The organism is Caulobacter sp. FV2ye17ST (genome assembly GCF_058680955.1).
In genome coordinates this window covers 303,388-326,806 of sequence record NZ_CM178727.1, presented here as the reverse complement: position 1 = coordinate 326,806, position 23,419 = coordinate 303,388, and the positions used below count along the sequence as shown (strand labels likewise).

The window sequence follows — 23,419 nt, the reverse complement described above, 5'->3', positions numbered from 1 at the left end:
CTGGACCCGCCGAAGCCTCGTCGAAGAACGAGCCGGCGGGGGAGAAAGCCATGACGCAAACCAACACCCTGGCCCGTTGGGTTCTGATCGCCTCGGTCATCGCCGGGGTCAGCTATGTCGCCGCCTGGAACCTGGACCTGCCCAAGGCCGCCGAGCTGACCTGGAAGGGCCTGGGCGTCAGCCTGCTGGCCGTCTATGCGGCCCTGAAGGCGCGGGATCTGGACGGCTGGCTGCTGGTCGCGGTGATGGCGTTCGGCGCGCTGGGCGACGTGCTGCTGGGCGCGGCCGGGCTGACCGTGGGCGCCATCGCCTTTCTGGCCGGACACCTTGTCGCCATCGGCCTCTATTGGCGCAACCGGCGCGCGGCCCTGTCACGCAGCCAGCTGGCCCTGGCCATCGTGCTGGTCCCGGCCACCGTCACCATCGCCTTCCTTCTGCCCGCCGACCGGGCCGGCGCGCCGGGCGTGGCGTTCTACGCCCTAGGCCTGTCGCTGATGGCGGCCACAGCCTGGACCAGCCGCTTTCATCGCTTTCGCGTTGGGATCGGGGCGGTGATGTTCGTGGTCTCCGACCTGCTGATCTTCGCGCGGTCGGGGCCGCTGCCGGACAATTTCCTGACCGGGCTGGGCGTGTGGGGGCTGTATTATTTCGGGCAGCTGCTGATCTGCGTGGGGGTGGTTCAGGGGCTGAACCAACACTCCGCTCTCCCCGGCGAAGGCCGGGGCCCAGATTCAGCCTGAGCCTTTGGGGATGACGCGCTCAACGGCCTCGTTAAAACGCTAGACGCTCTGGGTTCGATCTGGGCCCCGGCGTTGGCTTCGCCGCCCTTCGGGTCGCCGGGGAGAGCGGCATTTTATGGGTTCAGCGAAACACCATCACCCCGTCATCCGGCGCCTCGGCGAACAACCGCTCCAGCTCGGCGGGACGGCGGTCCCGGGCCAGGGCCTGGTTGATATAGCCCTTGTCGGTCAGCTCGCCCGAGGCGGCGTCCGGCGCGCCGTCCAGGATCAGGGCGCGGGCCACCTTGCCGCCGCCCTTGGCCGTGGCGTTCAGGCGCGTGAGCCCCTCAATGATCGCGGATCGCACCGCCGAGGCGTCACCCAGCCGCGCGGCGGCGGTGGGATCGACGAACAGCATCAGCCCCACCCCGTCGCGTCCCTCGCCGCAGACCAGGGCGTCGGAGACCACCCCGCCGATGGCCGACACCGCCGCCACCCGCAGGGCGCCGGCCGCCACGAACGTGCCGCTGGCCAGCTTGAAGTTCTCGACCAGCCGGCCGTCGAAGACGAGGCCCGCCGCCGGGTCTTCCGGATCGGCCAGCCGCGCCGCGTCGCCCAGGCGGTAGAAGCCGTCTTCGTCGAAGGCGTCGCGGGTGGCTTCGGGCTGATCCAGATAGCCAGGCGAGACCTGGGGGCCTTTCACGCGGATCTCGAACTTGTCGCCGGCCGGAACCAGTTTCACCCCGGTGCCGGGCGTGGGCAGGCCGACCATGCCCGAGCGGGCGTTCAGCCAGTGGATGTTGCAGGCCGTGGGGCCGGTCTCGGTCGCGCCATAGCCGGCCGCGAAGGTCACCCGCTCGCCGATGGTGCGCACCGCCACGGACTGGATGCGGTCGAGGATCGACTGGGCCATCGAGGCCCCGCCATATTGCAGCACCCGGACCTTCTCGAAGAACTTCGCCGCCAGGGCCGCATCACGCTCCAGCTCGCCCACCAGCAGGCCCCAGCCGGCCGGGACCATGTTGTGATAGGTCGGCGAGACCTCGCGCAGATTGCGGATCGTCTCGGCGAAGCGCGCGGGCGTGGGTTGGCCGGCGTCGATATACAGCGTGCCGCCCCGGTGCAGCACCATGTGCAGGATGGCGTTGGCCCCCAGGCTGTGGCTCCACGGCGCGGAATTGACCAGCACCGGCGGCTCGGGATCGGCGTAGCAGGCTTCGATCTGGGCGGCGTTCAGCGCGATATTGGCGTGGGTGCAGACCACGGCTTTCGGCTTGCCGGTCGAGCCGGAGGTCAGCAGCAGCTTGGCCACGTCGGACGGCTGGCAGAGCGGCGCCACCGGCGGGGCGTCCAGCAGATCGGCGAACGGGATGTGGTGGCCAGCCGGATTGAGACTGGCGATCACCGGCAACCCCGCCAGGAACGGCGCCTCCAGCGCGCCCGCGAAGGCCACGGCGTCGTCGGCATAGACCGCGGCCGGCTTCAGCCGCTCGACGGCAAAAGCCAGCCGCGACAGGTCCGCGCCCGCCAGACCGTACTGCGGCGACACCGGCGAGATCGGCGCGCCCAGGCTCATGGCGGCATAGCCGATCAGGGCGTGGTCGATGGTGTTGCGGGCCAGGATCAGCAGCGGCTTGCCCGGACCCAGGCCCAGCGCCTTCAACCCGCCGGCCAGGGCTTCGATCTTCGTCCTGGCGTCGGCATAGGTCACGGTCCGCCAGCCCTCGCCCCCGCCCCCATTGGCCCGCTCCGCCAGCCAGACCCGGTCGGGCGCTTCGACGGACCAGCGGGCCAGGGGCGCGGTCACGGTCTGGACAGCCTCGGAATAGGGCATGGGATTGCGCAGGATCAGCGTGTCGCCGCGCTGTTCGAACTCAAGGGCGCGCGGCGCATAGCGGGCGTCGCGAAAGGGGGCCGTAGCGGGAGATGATCCGTCCATGGGCGCTGTTATCCCGCGCCTCATACGGTTGTTCAATCCGTTGCGAGCGCGGTGCGGCGACGCTGCAGCCACAGACGCTCGGCGGGACCCGGATCCAGCGCAAGGGCGCTGTCATAGGCCTCGCGCGCCGCGCCGGGCCGGCCCAGCCGGGCCAGCAGGTCGGCGCGGACGGCATGGAAGGGCCCAAACGCCGTCAGCCCGGCCGGATCCAGCCCCTCGACCTGGGCCAGGGCCGCCGCAGGACCGGCCACCTCGGCCAAGGCGACGGCCCGGTTCAGCCGCACCACCGCATCGTCGCGCCAGACCAGCAGGGCGTCATAGAGGCGCAGCACGGCGGCCCAGCGCGGCGGCTCGGCCAGGCTCTTGCGGCCGCACCAGACGGCATGGATCGCCGCCTGAAGCTGGCGGGGGCCGGGACGGTCCAGATCAGCGGCGCGGCGCAGCAGGCGCTCGGCCTCGACGATCAGGGGCCTGCGCCACAGGGTCGGGTCCTGCTCCGACAGGGGCGCCATGGCGCCGGTCTCGTCCAGACGGGCTGGGCGCCGCGCCTCGGCGTAGCGGACGAGGGCCGCCAGCCCCAGGCATTCGGGTTCGTCCGGCAGGAGCTCGACCAGCACCGCCGTCAGGTCCAGCATCTCGCGGGCGTAGCCGGCGTGAGGCCCCGCCCCGGCCGCGTCGCCGTGGGCCCGCGCATAGGCCACTTCCAGGGTCGAGAGCACGGCCGACAGCCGTTCGGGCCAGGCTTCCGGACCGGGCACCTCGAAGGCGACACCGGCCTGGGCGATCTTCTTCTTGGCGCGGGTCAGGCGCTGGAACAGGGCCGGCTCCGACACCAGGAAGGCCCGGGCGATCTCCTGTACGCTCAACCCGCAGACCAGCCGCAGGGTCAGGGCGGCGCGGGCTTCGGGCGCCACGGCCGGATGGCAACAGACAAAGATCAGCTTCAGCCGCTCGTCGGGGATCAGGGCGTCATCGGACGCCAGCATGTCTTCGGCCGAGCGCTGGGGCGCGGGCGGGTCAGGCGCCAGCCTCTCGCGAACCGTTCGCCTACGGATCATGTCCAGGGCGTGACGCCGGGCGGTGGCGTAGAGCCAGGCGGCCGGATCGCGCGGCTCGGCCTGCGCCCACGCCGTAACGGCCCGGGCGCAGGCCTCGGCGAAGGCCTCTTCGGCCAGGTCCAGATCGCGGAAGCCGGCGGCCAGATAGGCGATGATCCGCCCGCCGCTCTCGCGCGCGACCTGTTCGAGGCGCCCCGATCCGGACACGCCGTCTAGCAGTTCGGTCCGGTCGGCCGGACCTCGACCTTGCCGCCGGGCGACAGCGGGATCTTGCGCGCCCAGCCGACGGCCGCCTCGCGGTCGGCCACATCGACCATGTAGTAGCCGCCCAGCTGCTCGTGGGTCTCGGCGAACGGCCCGTCATGGACCACGCCGTCCTTGGCCACGGTGGCGGCGGTGAAGGTCGGGGCCAGTTCCGAGCCGCTCCAGTCGATGCCCGAGGCGATCAGCTCTTCGGTGAAGGCGTGGTGTCCGGCGATGATGTCCGTGAGCAGCTTTTCGCCTGCCTCGCCGGCGTAGTGGATCTCGTTCTCATAGATCAGCAGCATGTACTTCATGACGGTCTCCCAGCAGACGAGCGCACGCCGCGCCGCCTTCAGGGCACAGACGCGCGAGGTCGGCAGGATTCGACAGGGCGGCGGCGAAAATGTCGAGAGCGCGCCTTGCCGGAAACGCCGTCGTTTACCCTGGCGATTATTTGTGGTTGATTTTCCCCCAGGTTGCGGCGGGGGGCGGCGATGGTCAAGCTGGCGATATTTTGCGACGGCACCTGGAACGGCTTGCGCATGCCGGAGCTGACCAATGTCGCCCGGCTGGCGCGGTCGGTAAAACAGCAATCCGACCCGCAGGATGGCAAGCCTGCCGTGCCGCAGATCGTCTTCTATGACGAAGGCGTGGGGGTGACGACGGGGGTCAGCCGCACCAACGACCGGTTGGAAAGCATCCTCGGCGGGGCCTTCGGCGCCGGCCTCGATCGCAAGATCGAAGAGGCCTACCGCTTCATCGTCCTCAACTACCGACCGCTGGACGACGAGATCTATGTCTTCGGCTTCAGTCGCGGAGCCTACACGGCCCGCAGCCTGTGCGGCCTCATCCGGAAATGCGGAATTCTCCGGCGCGAATGTCTCGACAGGATCCCCGAAGCGATCCGTCTGTATCGCGACCGCACGCTTCACCCGTCGGGTCCCGAATGCCAGGAATTCCGGCGGCGCTACGGCTATCCCGATGAAGCCACGGGCTCGGAGGACTTCAATCCCGCCAAGAGCAAGCAGGAGAACAAGCGCGGCCTCATCGGCATCAAATATGTGGGCCTTTGGGACACCGTAGGCTCGATGGGGGTTCCCGACCGCTTCTTCTGGCTCAGCGGCCTGAACCGCCGGTATCGCTTCCACGACACCAACGCCTCCAGCCTGATCGAGAGCCTTCGGCACGCCATCGCCGCCGACGAGGATCGCCGCGTCTTCGGCGCCACGCCCTTCGCCAATATCCGCCAGCTCAATATCGACGCGGCGACCAAGGCCCTGGCCGACGGCGGGCCCGTCGTGCCGGTCGAAGGCTCGCCGGTGGCCGCCGAAGACAGGCGCCCCTATCAGCAGAAGTGGTTTCCCGGCGACCATGGCTCGGTCGGCGGCGGCAACCCCCAGCTGGGTCTCTCCAGCGCGGCCCTACTCTGGGTGGCGGACGGCGCGATGAAGGCCGGACTGGCGCTGCACGACCACCCGGTGACGGATCGGGGTAAGGACCTGGGCGTCGCCCGCAACGCCGCCTTGGCGACGGCGGACTGGCGGGTGGGCAAGACGGCGGGAAGCAGCAAGCCAGCCTGGGCCTGCGACTTTCTGGGCCTGATCGGCGGCTATCGCGCCCGCGCCTTCACGATCACCGACCAGGAGATCCACGACTCGGCCCGGGAACGCTGGAAAGCCTTGCCGGACTACGGACCCAAGGTATTCGAACCCCACGCCCATCGGCTGGTCACGCCCCTGCATCGCAAGGTCGAGCTGTTCATTGGTCCGCCGTTCCGGCTGCTATTGCTGCTAGCCATGGCGCTGGCCACCGTGGTGGTCGTGTGGCTCGCTACCCTGCTGGCGATCGACCTGCTGAGCCTGATCCCCTGGCCGGTCACCCAGGACGCGGCGATAGGACTTCAGGCCGTGCTGGATAGTGTAGGCCGTTGGCTTCAGCACGTGTTCGCCGCCTCGAAGCCCTAACCCGCCAGCGTCTCCAGGAAGCGCACCGGCTCGCCGCGACCCTCGGCCACGATCTCGTCGTCGCGCATCACCACGATGCCCCGCACGATGGTCGCCATCGGCCAGGCCTTGGCTTCGAAGCCGTCGAAGGGGGTCCAGCCAGAGCGGGTGGCCATCCAGTCGTGGGTAATGACGCGCTTGGCCTTCATGTCGACGATGGTGAAGTCGGCGTCGAAGCCCTCGGCGATGCGACCCTTGTCGGCCAGGCCGAACACACGGTTGACGCCGTGGCTGGTCAGGTCGACGAAGCGCTCCAGCGACAGACGGCCGTCGACCACATGGGTCAGCATGATCGGCACCAGGGTCTGGACGCCCGGCATGCCCGAGGGCGAGGCCGGATAGGGCCGGGCCTTTTCTTCGCGGGTGTGGGGGGCGTGGTCGGAACCGAGCACATCGGCGATGCCGGTCTCGATGCCGCGCCAGACGCCGGCCACATGGTCGGCCGAGCGGATCGGCGGGTTCATCTGGGCAAAGCCCTTCAGCCGCTCATAGGCTTCCGGCGCCACCAGGGTCAGGTGCTGGGGCGTGACCTCGACGGAGGCGACGTCCTTGTTCTGGGCCAGGAAGTCGATCTCTTCCTTGGTGGTCACGTGCAGCACGTGGATGCGCTTGCCCAGCGACTTGGCGATGCGCACCAGCCGGTGGGTTGACTGCAGGGCGGCCTGGGCGTCGCGCACCTCGGGGTGGCTGGTCCAGTCGCCGGGGCGGGCCAGATGGCGGCGGTCGGCCAGGCGGTATTCGTCCTCGGAGTGGAAGGCGGCGCGGCGGTTCACATGCCGCAGCACGTTCTCGACGCCCTCGTCGTCCTGCACCAGCAGGCTGCCCGTCGAGGCGCCCATGAACACCTTGATGCCGCAGCAGCCGGGCAGGCGCTCCAGCTCGCCCAGGAAGGTCGCGTTCTCGTGGGTGCCGCCGACATAGAAGGCGTGGTCGGTGTGCATGCGGTTCTTGGCGCGCGAGAGCTTGTCGGCCAGGGCGTCGGGATCGGTGGTGGTCGGCTCGGTGTTGGGCATCTCGAACACAGCGACCACGCCGCCCAGGGCCGCGCCGCGCGAGCCGCTTTCCAGATCTTCCTTCCACTCCAGTCCCGGCTCGCGGAAGTGGACCTGGCTGTCGATCACGCCCGGCAGGACGGTCAGGCCGGTGGCGTCGAACACCTCGCCGGCGCTGGCCTGCGACAGGTCGCCGATGGCGACGATCTTGCCGCCTCGCACGCCGATGTCGGTAAAGCCGCGTCCCGCGTGGTTGACCACCTCGCCGCCACGCACGATCAGGTCGAAGGTCTGGGTCATGGGGCGGCTCCGATGAGGGCGTTTGGGCTGTGACGCGGTCTATGACCGCGACCTTCCGCGATCAACTAACTTTGTTCAGGCCGGGCTTGCGGCTCGGCGTCCTCGACCTCGGTCTCCACCGGACGCGCGGCGGGCAGGATGATCTCCGGCTCGAAAGCCTCGGGCGCGGCGTCCGCTTCGACCGCCTCGGGCGGGGCCTCGACCGCGACAGGCGCCTCTCGCGCCGCTTTGGCCTCGAGCAGCAGGCTCTTGGCCGCCTTGACCACCTTGGCCACCGGCAGGTCGCTCATGTGGCGGATGGCCTGGGAGAGGTCCGGATCCACGGCCAGGAACTGCTCGAACTCGCGCGGGCCCCGCACGGCGCGGGTCAGGGGCCCCCAGGGGGCGTAGCGACGCTCGTCCGAGGGGCCAAACAGGCCAATGGTCGGCGCGCCGGCGGCGGCGGCGATGTGCATCAGGCCGCTGTCATTGCCGATGAACAGGTCGGCGCGCTTCAGGCAGGCATAGGCGGTCAGCAGATCGACCTTGCCGGTCAGGTCCACGCAGCGGCCGCGCGCAGAGGCCATCCGCAACTCCTCGACCATGCGGGTGTCCTCGGGGCCGCCCAGGATCAGCAGGCGACCGCCGGCCATCGGGCCGTCGGGGCCCAGCAGCTGGCCGGCCGTCTGGGCGAAGCGCTCGATCGGCCAGACCTTGCCCACCCAGTTGGCGGCGGGGCCCATGGCCAGCAGGGGTCCGGCGATTTCGCCTTTCCGGGGGGCCAGCATCTGGTCGGCCAGGGCCTGGACCTCGGGGGTGATGTAGAGATGCGGAGCCGGCGGCGCGCCTTCCAGCTTCAGCACCCGGGCCGCGTCGATCACCTTGTGGACGACCTCGCCGGGGACCTTCTTCCAGATCGCCCGCTTGTCGCGGCGCAGGAAAAGGGCCGTGCCGCTGCCGCGCAGGTCGACGATCAGGCTCCACTTCCTGTGGCGCACCTGGTTCCACAGCTTGAACCAGTGGCCCTTGCCCTTGCCCTTTTCCATGACGATCACCCGGTCCAGACCCGGCACATGGGCAAACAGCGGCGCGGCCAGGGGGCCGGCGACGATCGTGAAGCGGGCGCCCGGAATTTCGTCCGCCAGCATGCGGATCAGGCCGGACGACAGCACGGCGTCGCCGATCCGCGTGGCGGTGATGAAGAGAATCGGGAAGGCCCGCTGTGTCATCGGCGCATGTATAGGGCCAACGGCCGGATGGCGCATCCTGCTATAACGGCTCAGCTTTCCAAATGAGTCAGGGGTGGCGCCGGCGTCGCAGCGGCGCCACATCTGGGCCATGACCACGCCCAGCCTCGCCCCCCTCACCTCCCGCGCCGTGATCGCCGTCAGCGGTCCCGACTGGCGATCCTTCCTGCAGGGCCTGATCACCCAGGATGTCGAGACCCTGGCCGTCGGCGAGCTGCGGCTGGGCGCCATCCTCACCCCGCAGGGCCGGCTGCTGTACGACCTGTTCATCGCCGGAACGCAAGGCGGCGCCCTGCTGGACGTGGCCGCCCGGCACCGCGAGGCGATCATCCAGCGCCTGACGATGTATCGCCTGCGGGCCAAGGTCGAGATCACGGCCAGCGATCTGACCGTCACCGCCGTCTTCCCGGCCGACGAGACCCAGAAGGCCGATGAAGGCCTTTACCGCGACCCGCGCCTGCCGCAGCTCGGCGCCCGCGCCTATGGCCTCGCGGTCGATCCGAACGCGGATGAAGACGCCTATGACGCCCACCGCCTGGCCCTGGGCGTCCCAGGTCCCGCCGACTGGCTCAGCGACAAGACCTATCCCATCGAGGCCAATTTCGACCTGCTGAACGGCATCGACTTCAAGAAGGGCTGTTTCGTCGGCCAGGAAACCACCAGCCGCATGAAGCGGCGCGGGACGATCAAGACCCGCATGGCCCCGATCACGTTCGACGGCCCGCCGCCGGCCTTCGGCGCCGAGATCCTGGCGGGCGAGCTTCGCGCCGGCGAGGTGCTGTCAGGCCGCGACGGCCGCGCCATGGCCGCCCTGCGGCTGGACCGGATCGAGGCGGGCGGGCTGACGGTCGAGGGACGACCGGTGACGGTCGCCCCCCCTGCCTGGTGGCCTGAAACCTAGCGGCAGCGGCCGTAGCGGTCGGGCGAAGCGCCGGGACCGCCCCCGCCGATCCGTCGCGTTCACGAAAAGTTCTGGAAATCACCGCGCGCTTGCGCCAAGCTCAACCGCATGACCGAGCTGATACGCTGCACCACCTGGAAGGGCATGGCGGGCGACCCCGTCTATGAGGCCTATCACGACACCGAATGGGGCGTGCCGGAGTACGACTCCCGCGCCCTTTGGGAGAAGCTGGTGCTGGACGGCTTCCAGGCCGGCCTGTCGTGGATCACCATCCTGCGCAAGCGCGACGCCTTCCGCGCCGCCTTCGCCGATTTCGACCCCGAGATCGTCGCGCGCTTTGGCGAGGCCGACCGCGCGCGCCTGATGAGCGATGCCGGCATCATCCGCTCCAACGCCAAGATCGACGCCGCCATCGCCGGGGCGCGCATCTATCTCGACATGCGCGAGCGCGGCGAGGATCTCAGCGACCTGCTCTGGGGCATGGTCGGCGGCGTGCCGGTGCAGGGCGTCTGGACGGCGGAAACCGGCGTCCCCGCCCGCACGCCCCTGGGCGACGAAATGGCCAAGGCGCTGAAGGCCAAGGGCTTCAAGTTCTGCGGACCGGTGATCGTGTACGCGTTCATGCAGGCGACGGGGCTGGTCAATGACCACCTGACGACGTGTTTCCGGCATGAGGAATGCCGGGCGATGGGGCGGTAGTCTTGCCAATTTTTGCCAAGAGCGCCATTCTCGGAGCATGACGACGATGAACATCTCGCTGCCGGAAGCTCTCAAGATTTTTGTCGATGAACAGGTGTCTGGTCGCGGCTACGGGACCAGCAGCGAGTATGTGCGCGAGCTGATCCGCAAGGATCAGGATCGTCAGCGTCTGCGCAACCTGCTGCTGGACGGCGCGGCTTCCGCGCCGGGCGCCAAGGCCGACGCGGACTATTTCGACGCGCTCAGGGCGCGCGTGCTCAGCCGCTCGTGACGGCCAGGAGCGTCGTCCCACGGGCGCAGGCCGAGCAGGACGTCAACGATGCGCTCGATTTCTATCTCGGCGTAGCGGGCCAGAAGGTGGCGCTGGGTTTCATTGATGCGCTCGAACGCGCCTATCGACTGATCAGCGAGCGCCTTGGCGCGGGATCAGGCCGCTATGCTCACGAGCTTGACCTGCCGGGCCTGCGAAGCTGGCCTTTGCGAGGCTATCCATATGTCGTGTTCTACATGCCGCGCGAAGACTACATCGATGTCTGGCGGGTGCTGCACGGGGCCAACGACATTCCGGCTTGGCTGAGCGAGGAAGGTGCCTGAGCCGAGCGTCGATAGTTTGCCTGATGCGATTCAAGTTATCTGGTCGTGATGTCTGCTGAGGGTGGTTGTCAGACCCTCGTTTAGCTATAATTGAAGCACAGATTTCGGGACTTAGCCGCATGTTGTCTTTCGCCCCCTCCGCCGTGTTTGGAGTACTCTGGCTTGTTGGACTTGTGACCGGTTCGGTCTTGTTCGGTGGATCCCCCACTAGAATCAGGTTCATCCGTCGCCGAGAAAACCCAGTTGGATATATTGCGGTGATGTTCCTGCTTGGCGTGGTCGCTCTTTTAACCCTCGCGAGCGGCATAGAGGCGCTGAACTAAAGCGACGATCATGTCCGCTTGGGGTCGAAGCCGGGCCCACCCCAGCCCTCCCCCAAACCCATGGTGGAACGGTGCGCCGGCGACCGGCTTGGTCAAGGACGGCCTCGCCAGAGGTCGCCGCGCAGCGGACGCCGGAGGCGGTCCTTGAGGAAGGCGGGCGGCGGAGCCAGACTCGCCGCCGGGGTTTCGGGGTGCTGCCGCACCAAAAGCATAGCAGCCGTCATCCCGGGTCTCGTTTGAGCGAGGGGGTCAGGCCGTCTCCCCGCCCCGCGCATAAGCCGCCGACAACTGCCGGTAATACCGCGAGTTAAACGCCAGCACCGTCGCCGCCACGCCGACCATCCCCGCCAGGGTGAACACCAGCGCGATCCCCCGCGCCGGTCCCCGGCCAAACCAGTCGCCGATGGTCGCCGCCCCCGCGCCGTCGGTCATGAACGGGATGACGATGAACTGGGTCAGGGGGCCGATCAGGAAGGCGGTCAGGGGCGAGGCGGCCTGTTCCACCGACTGGGCGAAGCCGAACACCCGGCCCTGGCGCTCCAGCGGCACCACCTTCTGCAGGGTGGTCTGCTCGGCCGCCTCGGCATAGGGGCCCAGCAGCATCCAGACAAAGCACCCGGCCGCCAGCAGCACGATCGACGGCTGCAGGGTGAAGACGCAGCACACCGACCAGGTGATCAGATTGACCAGCAGCAGGGTGCGCAAGGGGCTGGCGCCCAGGCCGGTCTTCGAGATCACGATGCCGCTGACAATGAAGGCCGTCGACAGGACGCCAAACAGCAGGCCCCAGGTCTGGACCGAGACCAGCGACAGGCCATAGGCGTCCAGCAGGGCCATGAAGATGCCGCCCAGGAAATTGTTGAAACAGGCAAACAGGATCAGGGCGAACAGGCCCGGCACGCCGGCGACGACCTTGATCGTGCCTCCGATATCCACGCGCCTGGGCGGCGCATCGGCCGCCGGCTGGGCGCGCGGCTCGTCCACCCGCACCAGCAGCAGGTGGATCAGGGCCAGCACGGTCAGGGCCAGGGCCAGCACCAGAGTGTAGCGCATCCCGCCCCAGGCCACGAGGAAGCCGCTGATCACCGAGGTGGTCAGAAAGCCCACCCCGCTGACCATGCCCACCAGGCCATTGGCCTTGTCGCGCCGGTCTTCCGGGATCAGCATCGTCACCAGGGTAGGCAGGGCGATGCTGCGGATATTGCCGGCGATCACGCCCAGCATGGTCAAGCCGATGAACAGCCACAGGAACGGCGCGGCCACATCGGCCATCGACCCCTTCGGCGACAGTTCGTGCGCGGCCAGCGCCGCCGCATACAGGGCCATCGACGCCAGGCTGGAGCCCTGCATGACGATCGTCTTGCGGTGATGGTCCACCAGACTGCCGAACCAGAAGCCCGAAGCGGCGGTCAGCACCAGATAGACACCCGCCACCATGCCGGTGGCGAACACCGACCGGGTTTCCAGATAGACCCAGAAGGTCAGGGCGAACCAGACCGTGAAATTGGTGATGTTGGCGACCAGGTTGTTGCCCAGCAGGTGATGAAACACCGCATCGGCGCGGCGCGAACCGGCCTGGCTATCGGGATCGGAGGGCGCGCTCGACATCGGTCAAGCTTGCCAGCCGATCCCGGCCGGCGCAACGCGCGGTGGCGGAGCCATCCTCCCCTTGGCGGGCAGGGGGAGGACTGGCGGCCAGCACGGGGATAGAGGGCGCTCAATCCCCGTAGTTTCCGAAATCGAGCTCAACGAAATCAACGGCTTGTAAAATAGTTGATCGCGCCAATCCTCGGAGCTCAAACCGCCCGTATTCTTGGTGCTGTCCCCGTCGCAGGGGGAGGCGCCTGGATCCGGCCCAACAGCGGCGATGGGGATGGAGCTGAGCGGGGCCGCGCGGTCACGCGGCGAGGACGAAGGTGGTCTGTTCGTTGGATAGATCCGGGACCACCGGAAGGCTCGTCGGAGAGACAGCGTGGAGCGACAGGGCGAGGGATCGTAAACCCGCCTATCGCGCATCGTCGGGGGTTGAGACGGTTAGCCGATCGACCTTGGTGCGCGCCCGTACGGGGGCTCTTGGGTATCAGAGCTGAAAGACGCTCGCTTGGCCCGATCCTCACGCAAGAACAGCTTCTGCGAAGCGGACAGGTCGAGCCGAAACGCACAAAACTCATCACGGTCATCCGGGGTCGTCCCGGCCGCTTCGCGCCTCCCCGACCCCTTCAGTGGCTGATGCCGCGTGAGGCTGAAAAGCCGTGTCTTCTCCCTTCCCCTTGGATGGGGGAAGGGCGGGGATGGGGGTGACACCGCCGGACGATTTCAAACAGGCCGAGCCGCACCCCGACAGTCTTTCACCCCCATCCCCAACCCTTCCCCCATCAAGGGGGAAGGGGGTCAGAGGTCCAGAAGGCCCTACCGCTGACTCACCCGCACCCAGTCCACCTCCATCGTCGCCGGCAGGGCCGCCTCGTCCACACCCCTGGCACCCTCGCCCTCCGGCCACACGCCGCCAAAGGCGAGGTTGAGGATCAGGTGGAAGGGCTGATCGAACGGGGCCGGGCTCGCCGCGCCGTCGACGGGCTTCCAGTCCTGCGCCGTCGCCCGGAAATAGCGGACGCCGTCCACGAACCAGTCGATCTGGCCCGGCGACCACTCCACCGCATAGACGTGAAAGCCGTCGGCCGAGGGCGGCATGGGAAAGGGGCCGCTGTGCTGACGATGATCCGCGCCGGGGCCCTTGCCGAAATGGATCGTGCCGAAGATCCGGTTCTCGCGCCCGCCCTCGCAGGCCGCGCACGGGGCGCCCAGATTGATGGTCTCCAGGATGTCGATCTCGCCCGAGCGCGGCCAGCCGCCGTAGGTATTGGCCTCGGGCATCATCCAGATGGCCGGCCACACGCCCTGGCCGCCGGGAACCCGGGCCCGGGCCTCGATCCGGCCATAGCGCCAGCTGGCCTTGCCCTGGCTGACGATCTTGCCCGAGGCGTAGTCGCCGGTCTTCATCGGCCCGGTGGGTCCGGCCCACGGATTGGCCAGGCCCCGCGTTTTGCGCTTGATCGCCGTCAGCCGCAGCAGGCCGTCGCGAACCGACACCGTGTCCTGGCTGACGACATAGCACTGCCGCTCATTGTTGCCGCCTCCGCCGCAGTCGGCGGCGTGGGTCCAGCGGCTCTCGTCCAGCCGGTCGCCGTCGAACTCCTCGGCCCAGACCAGCCGCCAGGGCTGTTCTTGCGCCGCGACGCCGGGCGAAGCGGCCAGCAGGGCGGCGCCAAGGGCGGCCCCAAGAGCGGCGGGGACGAGATGTTTGCGCGGAGCCATGGCGGGCCTCATCAACAGGACGGAGCCCAGCCTAGGCGCCGCTGCGGCATTCACAACCCCGGCAAATCTGCCTATGCATCGCCCCATGCCTCCCGGTCCCGACATGATGCTGGAACTGGCCTGCGGACCCGGACCGGTCTGCGGGGTGGACGAGGCCGGCCGTGGCCCGTGGGCCGGGCCGGTCAGCGCCGGGGCGGTGATCCTGGATCCCGCCCGCATTCCCAAGGGGCTCAACGACTCCAAGAAGCTGTCGGCGAAAGCCCGCGCGGCCCTGGAGATCGAGATCAAGGACACGGCCATCGCCTGGGGCGTGGGCCTGGCCAGCATCGAGGAAATCGAGGAACTCAACATCCTGCACGCAGCGGGCCTAGCCATGTGCCGAGCCATCGAGGCTCTGTCGGTGACGCCAGCCTTCGCTTTGGTCGATGGAAACTACGCCTTCAAGCTGCCCTGCCCGATCAAGACCGTGATCAAGGGCGACAGCCTGTCATGCTCGATCGCCGCGGCCTCGATCCTGGCCAAGGAGGCCCGCGACCGGATCATGGTCGAGATGGACGACCTCTATCCCGGCTACGGCTTCGCCGGGCACAAAGGCTATCACGCGGCCATCCATGTCGAGGGCCTGCGGAAACTGGGCCCCTCGCCGATTCACCGGATGAGCTGGGCGCCGGTGAAAGCCGCTCTGGCGGGCGAGCTGACCCGCAACAGGGCGGGCGACGACCTAGAGGTCTGATCGCCCACAGGATTATGAGTCCAATCAGACTCAAAACACAGGGTTAACGGCTCGCTAACCACGCTTCTACACACCGCTTTTACCAACAAGACTCATGATTCCGCTGACTGTTTTACAGGAAGCGGACATGACCTTCGGGCCTGAAACCATCATTCAAGGCGACTGCATCGAGGCGATGAACGCCCTGCCCGAGAAGTCGGTCGACCTGATCTTCGCAGATCCGCCCTACAATCTGCAGCTGGGCGGCGACCTGCTGCGTCCAGACAATTCCAAGGTCGACGCGGTCGACGACCACTGGGACCAGTTCGAGAGCTTCGCGGCCTACGACAAGTTCACCCGCGAATGGCTGAAGGCCGCCCGCCGGGTGCTCAAGGACGACGGCGCGATCTGGGTGATCGGCAGCTATCACAACATCTTCCGCGTCGGCGTAGCCGTGCAGGACCTGGGCTTCTGGATCCTCAACGACGTCATCTGGCGCAAGTCCAACCCGATGCCCAACTTCAAGGGCACCCGCTTCGCCAACGCCCACGAGACCCTGATCTGGGCCTCCAAGAGCCAGGCCGCCAAGCGCTACACGTTCAACTACGACGCCCTGAAGATGGCCAATGACGAAGTGCAGATGCGCTCTGACTGGACCATCCCGCTGTGCACCGGCGAGGAGCGCATCAAGGGCGCCGACGGCAACAAGGCCCACCCGACCCAGAAGCCGGAAGCCCTCCTCTATCGGGTGATCATGTCGACCACCAAGCCGGGCGACGTGATCCTGGATCCGTTCTTCGGCGTCGGCACCACCGGCGCGGCCGCCAAGCGCCTGGGCCGCCGCTTCGTCGGCATCGAGCGCGAGGCCGAATACATCGCCCACGCCAAGGCCCGCATCGCCAAGGTCATCCCGATCGCGCCGGAAGACCTGGACGTGATGGGCTCCAAGCGCAGCGAGCCGCGCGTGCCGTTCGGCACCATCGTGGAGAGCGGCCTGCTCAGCCCCGGCGACACCCTGTTCTGCTCCAAGGGCGCCCATGCGGCCAAGGTGCGGGCCGATGGCTCGATCACCGTGGGCGACCTGTCCGGCTCGATCCACAAGATCGGCGCCCTGGTGCAGTCGGCCCCGGCCTGCAACGGCTGGACCTACTGGCACTTCAAGACGGATGCGGGTCTTGCGCCGATCGACGTGCTCCGGGCCCAGGTCCGGGCGGGGATGAACTGAGGCGCTAGTGCGCCGTCTCACCACGCAAGTTGTCGAACTCGGACGCCAGGCCGGATAGGGGCTTGGCGTCGGATGGCGAACCGGCCTCGAAGCTGACCGTACCGACGCCCGTCATCACGTCATATTCTCCGAGCGCCTGATCTAGCATCAGGAAGCCAACCATCAGCCGCTCGCGCTCAGTGAAATCGCCGTTGAGGAAGAGCACGAGGTTCAGCTTCTCACCGTCAAATTCGGAGTGATACCGGACATCCTCACTCGCAATCCGACGGTTCAGTATCTCAAGCCCCGGAATCGGATCGGGCCAGCGGGTTCGGAATGCCGTGATAAGAAAGCCGGGCAAACTCGGCGCGGCTCGCGCCAGGGCGACAACCGCCGGCAAAACGTCCTTGATCCCATCGGCTGAGAGGATCAATTCGACGGTATTCTCGTCTGGCTTTCCGATCTCATGAACGATCCCGGGATCCACCTTTGAGAGCTTGTCACCAAGCTTTTTGATGATGAGCTCATGATCCTGATGCTCAACGCCCGCTCTGATCTTTTTGCCATTGGCCTCGAACCATCGCCAAAAGTCCGCGACTTTGTCCTTAGGACGAAACAAATTCAGCATGCGAAATCCACCCAAGGCTGAGCGCTAAGCAAAGCACGCCTTTCACCGAGCAGACAACGCTACAATAGCCGCTCACCGGCCAACGCCGCCTTCAGGAATACACTGGGCAGAGCCCCAAAACCCTCACGGGGCGTCCAGACGAAATCGCCGTCGTTGACGTCCTCGGCAGCGAACACCCGCAGCGTCAGCGAGAAGTGCGTGAAGACGTGCTCGACCGCGCCCCGGTCGCGCCAGACGGCGGCCACAGGCGCGGCGGCGGCGGCCTCGTCATCCGACCACGGCGTCCCCCGCCAGTCGCTGGTCGGCAGGCCCAGCATGCCGCCCAGCAAGCCCCTGGGCGGACGCCGGACCAGGGCGACCTCATCACCCCGGGTCAGCAGCCAGGCCACGCCATGGCGACGGGGTCGGTCGGCCTTCTTCGTCTTGCGCGGATAGGTCTCCGGCGCGCCGGTCTTGCGGCCCTCGCACCATTGCGAGATCGGGCAGACGTCGCACAACGGACTTCTGGGCCGGCAGACCGTAGCGCCCAGGTCCATCAGCGCCTGGGCCCAGTCGCCGGACCGGTCGGCCGTGACCAGATCGCCCGCCAACGCCTTCAGTTCCGGCTTGGCGTCGGGCACGGGAGTCTCGACGGCGAACAGCCGCGCCATCACCCGCTCGACATTGCCGTCGACCACATTGGCCTCACGGTCAAAGGCGATGGCGGCCACGGCGGCCGCCGTATAGGCCCCGACGCCCGGCAGGGCCCGCAGGCCGTCCTCCGTATCCGGAAACACCCCGCCATGCTGGCCTGCCACGGCCCGGGCGCAGGCCAGGAGATTGCGGGCCCGGGCGTAATAGCCAAGCCCCGCCCAGGCGGCCATCAGGTCGCCGTCCTCCACGGCCGCCAGATCCGAAACGGTCGGCCAGCGCTCCGTAAAGCTCAGGAAATAGGGCGTGGCGTGCGGCACGGTGGTCTGCTGCAGCATCACCTCTGACAGCCACACCCGGTAGGGATCGCTGCGCACCCCGCCGCGCCGGTCGGCGGGGCCGACACGCCAGGCCAGGTCGCGAGCCTGGACGTCGTACCAGGCCAGCAGGCTTGAGCGGAGGGCGTCCCGAAATGGGTGGGGGCGATCTTTCATGCCCTTGGCCTACCGCAAACCTCGCCTGAGGCGAAGGCCGCGTGCTAGCTTGCAGCCATGGCCCGCCGCCCCCTGCCCACCGCCGAAGAGGCCCTCGCGATCCTGCGCCAGCGCCGCACCCGGCCGCAGATCCGGCCGCCGCCGCCGGCCGGCAAGAACCTCGCGCCGCTGCTGAAGGCGCTGGAGGAAAAATACGGTCAGGGCCCGGCCGCCCTGAAGACCCGCTGGAAGGAAATCGTCGGCGAGACCCTGGCGCGGCGCACCGAACCGGTCCGCATCATCAAAGGCCGCAACGGCGCGGGCGGAGCGCTGGAACTGCGGGTCGATGGTCCCGTGGCGTCGCTGATCCAGCATCAGGCGCCGCAGATCACCGCCCGTCTCGACATGCTGCTGGGCCGGGGAACCGTCACCCGGCTGCGCATCGTTCAGGGCCCGCTGAGCGCGCCGGCGGCGGCGCCCGTCCAGCGTCCTCGCCGCAAGCCGCCGCTGGACGCCGCCCTGGAACGCCAGCTGACCGACAGCCTCGCCGACCAGCCCGACGGCGGCCTGAAGGACGCGCTGATGAAACTGGGGCGCGGGGTGCTGCGCAATGACCCTGGCTAAAGCCGACGCATTGACAACCCCGCCGCGATTGCGCTCATGCCAAGGCCTTATCCGCGCCGTTTTCGCACGCCTAAAGAATCGCGCTTAACTCCACCGTTCTCGCCTCAAGGAAGATCGATCATGCGTCCGCTGACCCGCCGGCTCCTGACCGCCGTCGCACTCACCGCCTCGCTGGGCGCTGGCCTTTCCGCCTGTTCGAAGTCAGACGGCGTGTCGGCCGACGACATGAGCCAGGGCAACGCCCAAGCCAAGGTCACGGTGATCGAATACGCCTCGGCCTCGTGCAGCCACTGCGCGCGCTGGAACGAGGAGGTCTATCCGGCCTTCAAGGCCAAATATATCGACACCGGCAAGGTCAACTACGTCTATCGCGAGATGCTGACCCCGCCCGCCCAGGTGGCCGCCGCCTCGTTCCTGATGGCCCGCTGCGCCGGCAAGGACAAGTATTTCGAGGTCGTCGACTCGGTCTACCGCGCCCAGGAAGAGATGTTCACGACCGGCCAGTTCCGCGAGGTGCTGCTGCGCATCGGCCAGTCGGCCGGCCTGGACGAAGCCAAGTTCAACGCCTGCGTCACCGACGAAAAGGCGCTGAAGGCCCTGAACGATCGCGTCGAGAAGAACGCCAAGGCCTTCAACGTCCAGGGCACCCCGACCTTCGTCGTCAATGGCAAGGTCGTCGGCGACGCCGCCGGCGGTGAACGCAGCCTGGCCGAGCTGGACGCGGCCATCGCCGCCGCCTCCAAGTAGGGACGCCGCCTTGCCCCTCGACCGTCGCGCGCTGATCGCCTCCAGCCTGGTCCTCGCGGCCGGGCCGGCGATGGCGCGCGCCGCGCCGCTGCCGGCCGCCCCCGGCGACATGGTGATGGGCTCGCCGACGGCCCCGACCCAGCTGGTGGTCTTCGCCTCGCCCAGCTGCCCCCATTGCGGTCACTGGTGGAACGACGACCTGCCCGCCATCCGCAAGGCCTATATCGACACCGGCAAGGTGCGGCTTGTGTTTCGCGAGTTCCTGACCGGGCCCGTCGAGTTCGCCGCCGCCGCCTTCCTGCTGGCCCGTCGCGTGGGCGCGCCCCGCTATTTCGCCGTGCTGGACACCGTGTTCGCCAAGCAGTCCGCCATCCTCCAGAGCGGCGAGCTCTGGGAGGGTCTGCTGGCCATCGGCAAGGACTTTGGCCTGACCGAAGCCCAGTTCACCGCCGCCCTGCAGGATCAGCAGGCCCTGGCCGCGCTCAATGAACGTGTCGAGATCGCCGGCGTCCGCGACAAGGTCCAGGTGACGCCCACCTTCATCCTCGACGGCCGCAAGGTCCCCGGCGAAGTGACCGCCGACAGCCTCAAGGCCACCCTGGCCTCGTCGGCCAAGGACTGAGGCGGAGGGAGCCGCCTCCGTGCAGTTCCAGCGCCTGCGCCTTTCGGGCTTCAAGTCCTTCGTCGAACCGACCGAATTCCGGATCGAGCCCGGCCTGACCGGCATTGTCGGGCCCAATGGCTGCGGCAAGTCCAACCTGCTGGAAGCCTTGCGCTGGGTGATGGGCGCCAACTCGGCCAAGGCCATGCGGGCCGGCGGCATGGACGACGTGATCTTCGCCGGCAGCGGCGCGCGCCCGGCCCGCAACCACGCCGACGTCACCCTCACCATCGACAACGCCGACCGCACGGCGCCGGCCCAGTTCAATGACGACCCGGTGCTGGAAGTCGTCCGCCGCATCGATCGGGGCGAGGGCTCGACCTATCGCATCAACGGCCGCGAGGTGCGGGCCCGCGATGTGCAGCTGCTGTTCGCCGACGCCTCGACCGGGGCCAATTCGCCGGCCCTCGTGCGCCAGGGCCAGATCAGCGAGCTGATCGGCGCCAAGCCGCAGAACCGCCGCCGCATTCTGGAAGAGGCCGCCGGCGTCTCGGGCCTGCACACCCGTCGCCACGAGGCCGAGCTGCGCCTGCGGGCCGCCGAGACCAATCTCTCGCGGCTGGAGGACGTGGCCCGCGAGCTTGAGACGGCGCTGAACCGCTTGCGCCGCGAAGCCCGCCAGGCCGAGAAGTACAAGCGCCTGTCGTCCGAGATCCGGGCCGTGCAGGGCGCTGTGCTGTTCGCCCGCTGGAGCGAGGCGCGCGACACCCTGCATCGCACCCAGACCGAGGCCACCCAGGCCGCCCGCGATGTAGAAGACACCGCCCGCGCCTCGGCCGCCACCCAGGTCGAGATCACCCGCGCCGAGGCCGCCATGCCGCCCCTGCGCGAGGAGGCGACCATCGCCCAGGCCGTGCTGGGCCAGCTGGCGATCCAGAAAGACCGCGCCGAGCGCGAGGCCGAGGCCGCCGCCGCCGAGTTCCAGCGCCTGTCGGCCGATCTGGCCCGTATCGATGACGACCGGTCGCGCGAGGCGCAGACCCAGCAGGACGCCGTCCAGGCTCTTGCCCGGCTCGACGCCGAGCTGTCCGAGGTTCGAGCCCTCGTCGCCGCCGCACCCGAGCGCGGCCCCGAACTGGCCGCCGCCGCCAAGGCCGCCGAAGAGGCCCGCGCCGACGCCGAGGCCGTGGTCGAGCAGTTGGCCGCCCGCGCCGCCGCTGAGGAGGCCCGCGCCCGCGCCGCCGCCGCACGGCTGGCCGACGCAGAGGGTCGCCTGGCCCGCACGGTCCGCGCCCTCGATCAGGCCAAGGCCGAACGCGGCGCTTTGGGTCCGGAAACCGACCCGGCCGCCGCCGACGCCCGCCAGCGTTTCGACAATGCTCAGGCCGCCCTGAGCGCCGCCCGCACCGCTCTGGAAACCGCAGAGGCCGACCGCGCCAGGGCCGCCGAGCAGGAGGCCATGGCCCGCCAGCTGGCGCGCAGCCTGGAAGACCAGCTTGGCCGTCTTCGCACCGAGGCCCGGGGCCTGGCTCAGCTGACCGCGCCCCGCAGCAAGAGCGGTCACGCCCCCGCCCTCGACGCTGTCTCGCCCGACAAGGGCTATGGCGCGGCCCTGGCCGCCGCCTTGGGCGATGATCTGGACGCGGCGCTGGACGCTCGCGCCCCATCCTATTGGGGCGGGGCCGAGGCGCCGTCGCCCTCGTGGCCGGACGGGGCCCAGGCCCTGGCTCCGCTGGTCAAGGCCCCGCCGGAGCTGGCCGCGCGCCTGGCCCTGACTGCGGTCGTCGAACGCGCCGACGGCGAGCGACTGCAGAAAACCCTGACTCCGGGCATGCGACTGGTCTCCCGCGAGGGCGACCTGTGGCGCTGGGACGGCTTCGTCGCCCGCGCCGACGCCCCCAAACCCGCCGCCGTGCGATTGGAACAACGCACCCGCCTCGCCGAGGTGGAGGCCGAGATCGATCTGCAGGCGCCGCGCGCCGAGGCCACCGCCGCCGCGCTCAAGACCGCTTCGGACGCTTTGCGCATCGCCGAAGAGACCCTGCGCGACCGGCGCCGGGGACCGCCGGACGCCGAGCGCCTGCTGGCCGGCGCCCGCGACGCTGTCGCCCAGTTCGAGCGTCAGGCCGCGCTTCGCGCCGCAAGGGCGCAATCGCTGGACGAGACCATCGCCCGCTTCGAGTCCGAACACGCCGAGGCCGAGACAGCCCTGACCGCCGTGCGGGCCGAGCACGCCGGCGCGACGGGCGCCGCCGATCTGGCGCCGCAGCTCGCTCAGGCCCGGCAGACCGCCGCCGCCGCCCGGGAAGCCGCCTCGACCGCCCGCGCCGCTCTGGATGTCGAGACCCGCGAACGGGCCGGCCGTCAGCGCCGGCAGGAAAGCCTGGAGCGCGATCACGGCGACTGGGCGCGCCGGGCCGAGGCGGCCGGCAAGCGCACCGCCGCGCTGGACGCCGACCGCCTCAAGGCCGCCGCCGCCCTGGAAGCCGCCCGCGAAGCGCCAGCCGTCCTGAAAGAAAGACTGCTGGTCTTGCTGGACGAGTTCGGCGCCGCGGAAGCCCGCCGCGCCAGAGCCACCGACGCCCTGGAAGAGGCCGAGACCGCCCGCCTGACCGCCGATCGCGCTGCGCGCGCCGCCGATCAGGCCGCAGGCGAGGCCCGGGAACGTCGCGCCGCCCTTGTGGCGCACCTTGACGGCGCGCGCGGCCGCTTCGCCGAGATCGCCGGCAACATCCGCGAAGCGGTGCGGATGGAACCCGAAGAGCTGGGGCGCCATGTCGCCGGAGAGGCCGTGGCGATTCCCAAGGACGCGGCGGGCGTTGAGGCTCACCTGTTCGCGCTCGAGAGAGAGCGCGACGCCATCGGCCCGGTGAACCTGCGGGCCGAGGAAGAGGCCCAGGAATATGCCGCGCGCCTGGAGACCATGCGCACCGAGCGGGCCGACCTGTCAGGCGCCGTCGGCAAGCTGCGGGCCGGCATCGAGGAGCTGAACGCCGAGGGGCGCGAGCGCCTGCTGGCCGCCTTCGAGGTGATCAACGGCCACTTCCAGACCCTCTTCCAGGCCCTGTTCGGCGGCGGTCAGGCCGAGTTGCGGCTGATAGAAAGCGACGATCCGCTGGAAGCCGGTCTGGAAATCTACGCCTGCCCGCCCGGCAAGCGCATGGCCAGCATGAGCCTGATGAGCGGCGGCGAGCAGGCCCTGACCGCCAGCGCCCTGATCTTCGGCGTGTTCCTGGCCAATCCGGCTCCGATCTGCGTGCTGGACGAAGTCGACGCGCCGCTCGATGACGCCAATGTCGACCGTTACTGCAACATGCTCGACGAGATGCGCCGCCGCACCCAGACGCGCTTCATCGCCATCACCCACAACCCGGTGACCATGAGCCGGATGGATCGCCTGTTTGGCGTGACCATGGGCGAGCGCGGCGTCAGTCAGCTGGTCAGCGTCGACCTGTCGACGGCCGAGCAGCTGGTGGCGGCGCAGTAGG

Annotated in this window: 21 protein-coding genes; 12 read left to right on the top strand and 9 right to left on the bottom strand. The window is 69.0% G+C overall.

Annotation, left to right across the window (positions count from 1 at the left end; all coding sequences use genetic code 11):
- Nucleotides 1-50: 50 nt before the first annotated feature.
- Nucleotides 51-740: a lysoplasmalogenase gene (locus ACW17V_RS01570; protein ID WP_492107152.1), complete on the top strand. Its 690-nt coding sequence runs from the start codon at nt 51-53 to the stop codon at nt 738-740.
- 121 nt (nt 741-861) lie between these two features.
- On the opposite strand, the gene ACW17V_RS01565 is transcribed toward ACW17V_RS01570, so the two are convergent.
- From ACW17V_RS01565 to ACW17V_RS01555, 3 genes are read right to left on the bottom strand one after another with little or no spacing between them, the layout of a single operon-like run.
- Nucleotides 862-2,658, bottom strand: a complete 1,797-nt coding sequence (locus ACW17V_RS01565; RefSeq protein ID WP_492107151.1) for a feruloyl-CoA synthase — start codon at nt 2,656-2,658, stop codon at nt 862-864.
- Nucleotides 2,659-2,690: 32 nt separating this feature from the next.
- Entirely contained in the window at nt 2,691-3,923 is a 1,233-nt protein-coding gene (locus ACW17V_RS01560) for an RNA polymerase sigma factor (RefSeq protein WP_492107150.1), read from the bottom strand.
- Nucleotides 3,924-3,928: 5 nt separating this feature from the next.
- Nucleotides 3,929-4,273: a YciI family protein gene (locus ACW17V_RS01555; protein WP_492107149.1), complete on the bottom strand. Its 345-nt coding sequence runs from the start codon at nt 4,271-4,273 to the stop codon at nt 3,929-3,931.
- 180 nt (nt 4,274-4,453) lie between these two features.
- Here ACW17V_RS01555 and ACW17V_RS01550 point away from each other — a divergent pair, with 180 nt between their 5' ends.
- Nucleotides 4,454-5,923: a T6SS phospholipase effector Tle1-like catalytic domain-containing protein gene (locus ACW17V_RS01550; RefSeq protein ID WP_492107148.1), complete on the top strand. Its 1,470-nt coding sequence runs from the start codon at nt 4,454-4,456 to the stop codon at nt 5,921-5,923.
- Here ACW17V_RS01550 and ACW17V_RS01545 read toward each other — a convergent pair.
- Together ACW17V_RS01545 and ACW17V_RS01540 are read right to left on the bottom strand one after the other, a co-directional pair.
- A complete protein-coding gene (locus ACW17V_RS01545; protein ID WP_492107147.1) occupies nt 5,920-7,254 on the bottom strand; it encodes a dihydroorotase in 1,335 nt (444 codons plus the stop codon). The two genes, ACW17V_RS01550 and ACW17V_RS01545, sit on opposite strands and share 4 nt — an antisense overlap.
- 65 nt (nt 7,255-7,319) lie before the next feature.
- A complete protein-coding gene (locus tag ACW17V_RS01540; RefSeq protein WP_492107146.1) occupies nt 7,320-8,462 on the bottom strand; it encodes a glycosyltransferase family 9 protein in 1,143 nt (380 codons plus the stop codon).
- Nucleotides 8,463-8,571: 109 nt separating this feature from the next.
- On the opposite strand from ACW17V_RS01540, the gene ygfZ reads away from it, so the two are divergent.
- From ygfZ to ACW17V_RS01520, 4 genes are all read left to right on the top strand, one after another.
- Nucleotides 8,572-9,381, top strand: a complete 810-nt coding sequence (gene ygfZ, locus ACW17V_RS01535; RefSeq protein ID WP_492108716.1) for a CAF17-like 4Fe-4S cluster assembly/insertion protein YgfZ — start codon at nt 8,572-8,574, stop codon at nt 9,379-9,381.
- Nucleotides 9,382-9,489: 108 nt separating this feature from the next.
- Nucleotides 9,490-10,080: a DNA-3-methyladenine glycosylase I gene (locus ACW17V_RS01530; RefSeq protein WP_492107145.1), complete on the top strand. Its 591-nt coding sequence runs from the start codon at nt 9,490-9,492 to the stop codon at nt 10,078-10,080.
- A 37-nt stretch (nt 10,081-10,117) separates the two neighbouring features.
- The gene (locus ACW17V_RS01525) at nt 10,118-10,351 is read left to right on the top strand and encodes a ribbon-helix-helix domain-containing protein (protein ID WP_492107144.1); all 234 of its coding nucleotides are present in this window, start codon (nt 10,118-10,120) and stop codon (nt 10,349-10,351) included.
- On the top strand, nt 10,348-10,674 hold the full coding sequence (locus ACW17V_RS01520; RefSeq protein ID WP_492107143.1) for a type II toxin-antitoxin system RelE/ParE family toxin: 327 nt from the start codon (nt 10,348-10,350) through the stop codon (nt 10,672-10,674). Before ACW17V_RS01525 ends, ACW17V_RS01520 begins: the two co-directional genes overlap by 4 nt.
- A 572-nt stretch (nt 10,675-11,246) precedes the next feature.
- Here ACW17V_RS01520 and ACW17V_RS01515 read toward each other — a convergent pair.
- Both ACW17V_RS01515 and ACW17V_RS01510 read right to left on the bottom strand, forming a co-directional pair.
- The gene (locus tag ACW17V_RS01515; protein WP_492107142.1) at nt 11,247-12,605 is read right to left on the bottom strand and encodes an MFS transporter; all 1,359 of its coding nucleotides are present in this window, start codon (nt 12,603-12,605) and stop codon (nt 11,247-11,249) included.
- A gap of 801 nt (nt 12,606-13,406) precedes the next feature.
- Nucleotides 13,407-14,312, bottom strand: a complete 906-nt coding sequence (locus tag ACW17V_RS01510) for a glycoside hydrolase family 16 protein (RefSeq protein WP_492107141.1) — start codon at nt 14,310-14,312, stop codon at nt 13,407-13,409.
- A gap of 85 nt (nt 14,313-14,397) precedes the next feature.
- Here ACW17V_RS01510 and rnhB point away from each other — a divergent pair, with 85 nt between their 5' ends.
- Both rnhB and ACW17V_RS01500 read left to right on the top strand, forming a co-directional pair.
- Complete coding sequence (rnhB, locus tag ACW17V_RS01505) at nt 14,398-15,045, top strand: ribonuclease HII (protein WP_492107140.1); 648 nt, start codon at nt 14,398-14,400, stop codon at nt 15,043-15,045.
- Between the two features lie 127 nt (nt 15,046-15,172).
- Entirely contained in the window at nt 15,173-16,249 is a 1,077-nt protein-coding gene (locus ACW17V_RS01500) for a site-specific DNA-methyltransferase (RefSeq protein WP_492107139.1), read from the top strand.
- Between the two features lie 4 nt (nt 16,250-16,253).
- On the opposite strand, the gene ACW17V_RS01495 is transcribed toward ACW17V_RS01500, so the two are convergent.
- Both ACW17V_RS01495 and mutY read right to left on the bottom strand, forming a co-directional pair.
- Nucleotides 16,254-16,856: a hypothetical protein gene (locus ACW17V_RS01495; protein ID WP_492107138.1), complete on the bottom strand. Its 603-nt coding sequence runs from the start codon at nt 16,854-16,856 to the stop codon at nt 16,254-16,256.
- 59 nt (nt 16,857-16,915) lie between these two features.
- Nucleotides 16,916-17,980 (bottom strand): A/G-specific adenine glycosylase, encoded by a 1,065-nt coding sequence (gene mutY, locus ACW17V_RS01490; protein WP_492107137.1) that lies wholly within the window; start codon nt 17,978-17,980, stop codon nt 16,916-16,918.
- Nucleotides 17,981-18,037: 57 nt separating this feature from the next.
- Here mutY and ACW17V_RS01485 point away from each other — a divergent pair, with 57 nt between their 5' ends.
- From ACW17V_RS01485 to smc, 4 genes are all read left to right on the top strand, one after another.
- Nucleotides 18,038-18,583: a DUF721 domain-containing protein gene (locus ACW17V_RS01485; protein ID WP_492107136.1), complete on the top strand. Its 546-nt coding sequence runs from the start codon at nt 18,038-18,040 to the stop codon at nt 18,581-18,583.
- 120 nt (nt 18,584-18,703) lie between these two features.
- The gene (locus ACW17V_RS01480; protein ID WP_492107135.1) at nt 18,704-19,330 is read left to right on the top strand and encodes a DsbA family protein; all 627 of its coding nucleotides are present in this window, start codon (nt 18,704-18,706) and stop codon (nt 19,328-19,330) included.
- A gap of 10 nt (nt 19,331-19,340) precedes the next feature.
- Nucleotides 19,341-19,952, top strand: a complete 612-nt coding sequence (locus ACW17V_RS01475) for a thioredoxin domain-containing protein (protein WP_492107134.1) — start codon at nt 19,341-19,343, stop codon at nt 19,950-19,952.
- A 19-nt stretch (nt 19,953-19,971) separates the two neighbouring features.
- On the top strand, nt 19,972-23,418 hold the full coding sequence (smc, locus tag ACW17V_RS01470; protein ID WP_492107133.1) for a chromosome segregation protein SMC: 3,447 nt from the start codon (nt 19,972-19,974) through the stop codon (nt 23,416-23,418).
- Nucleotide 23,419: the final 1 nt, after the last annotated feature.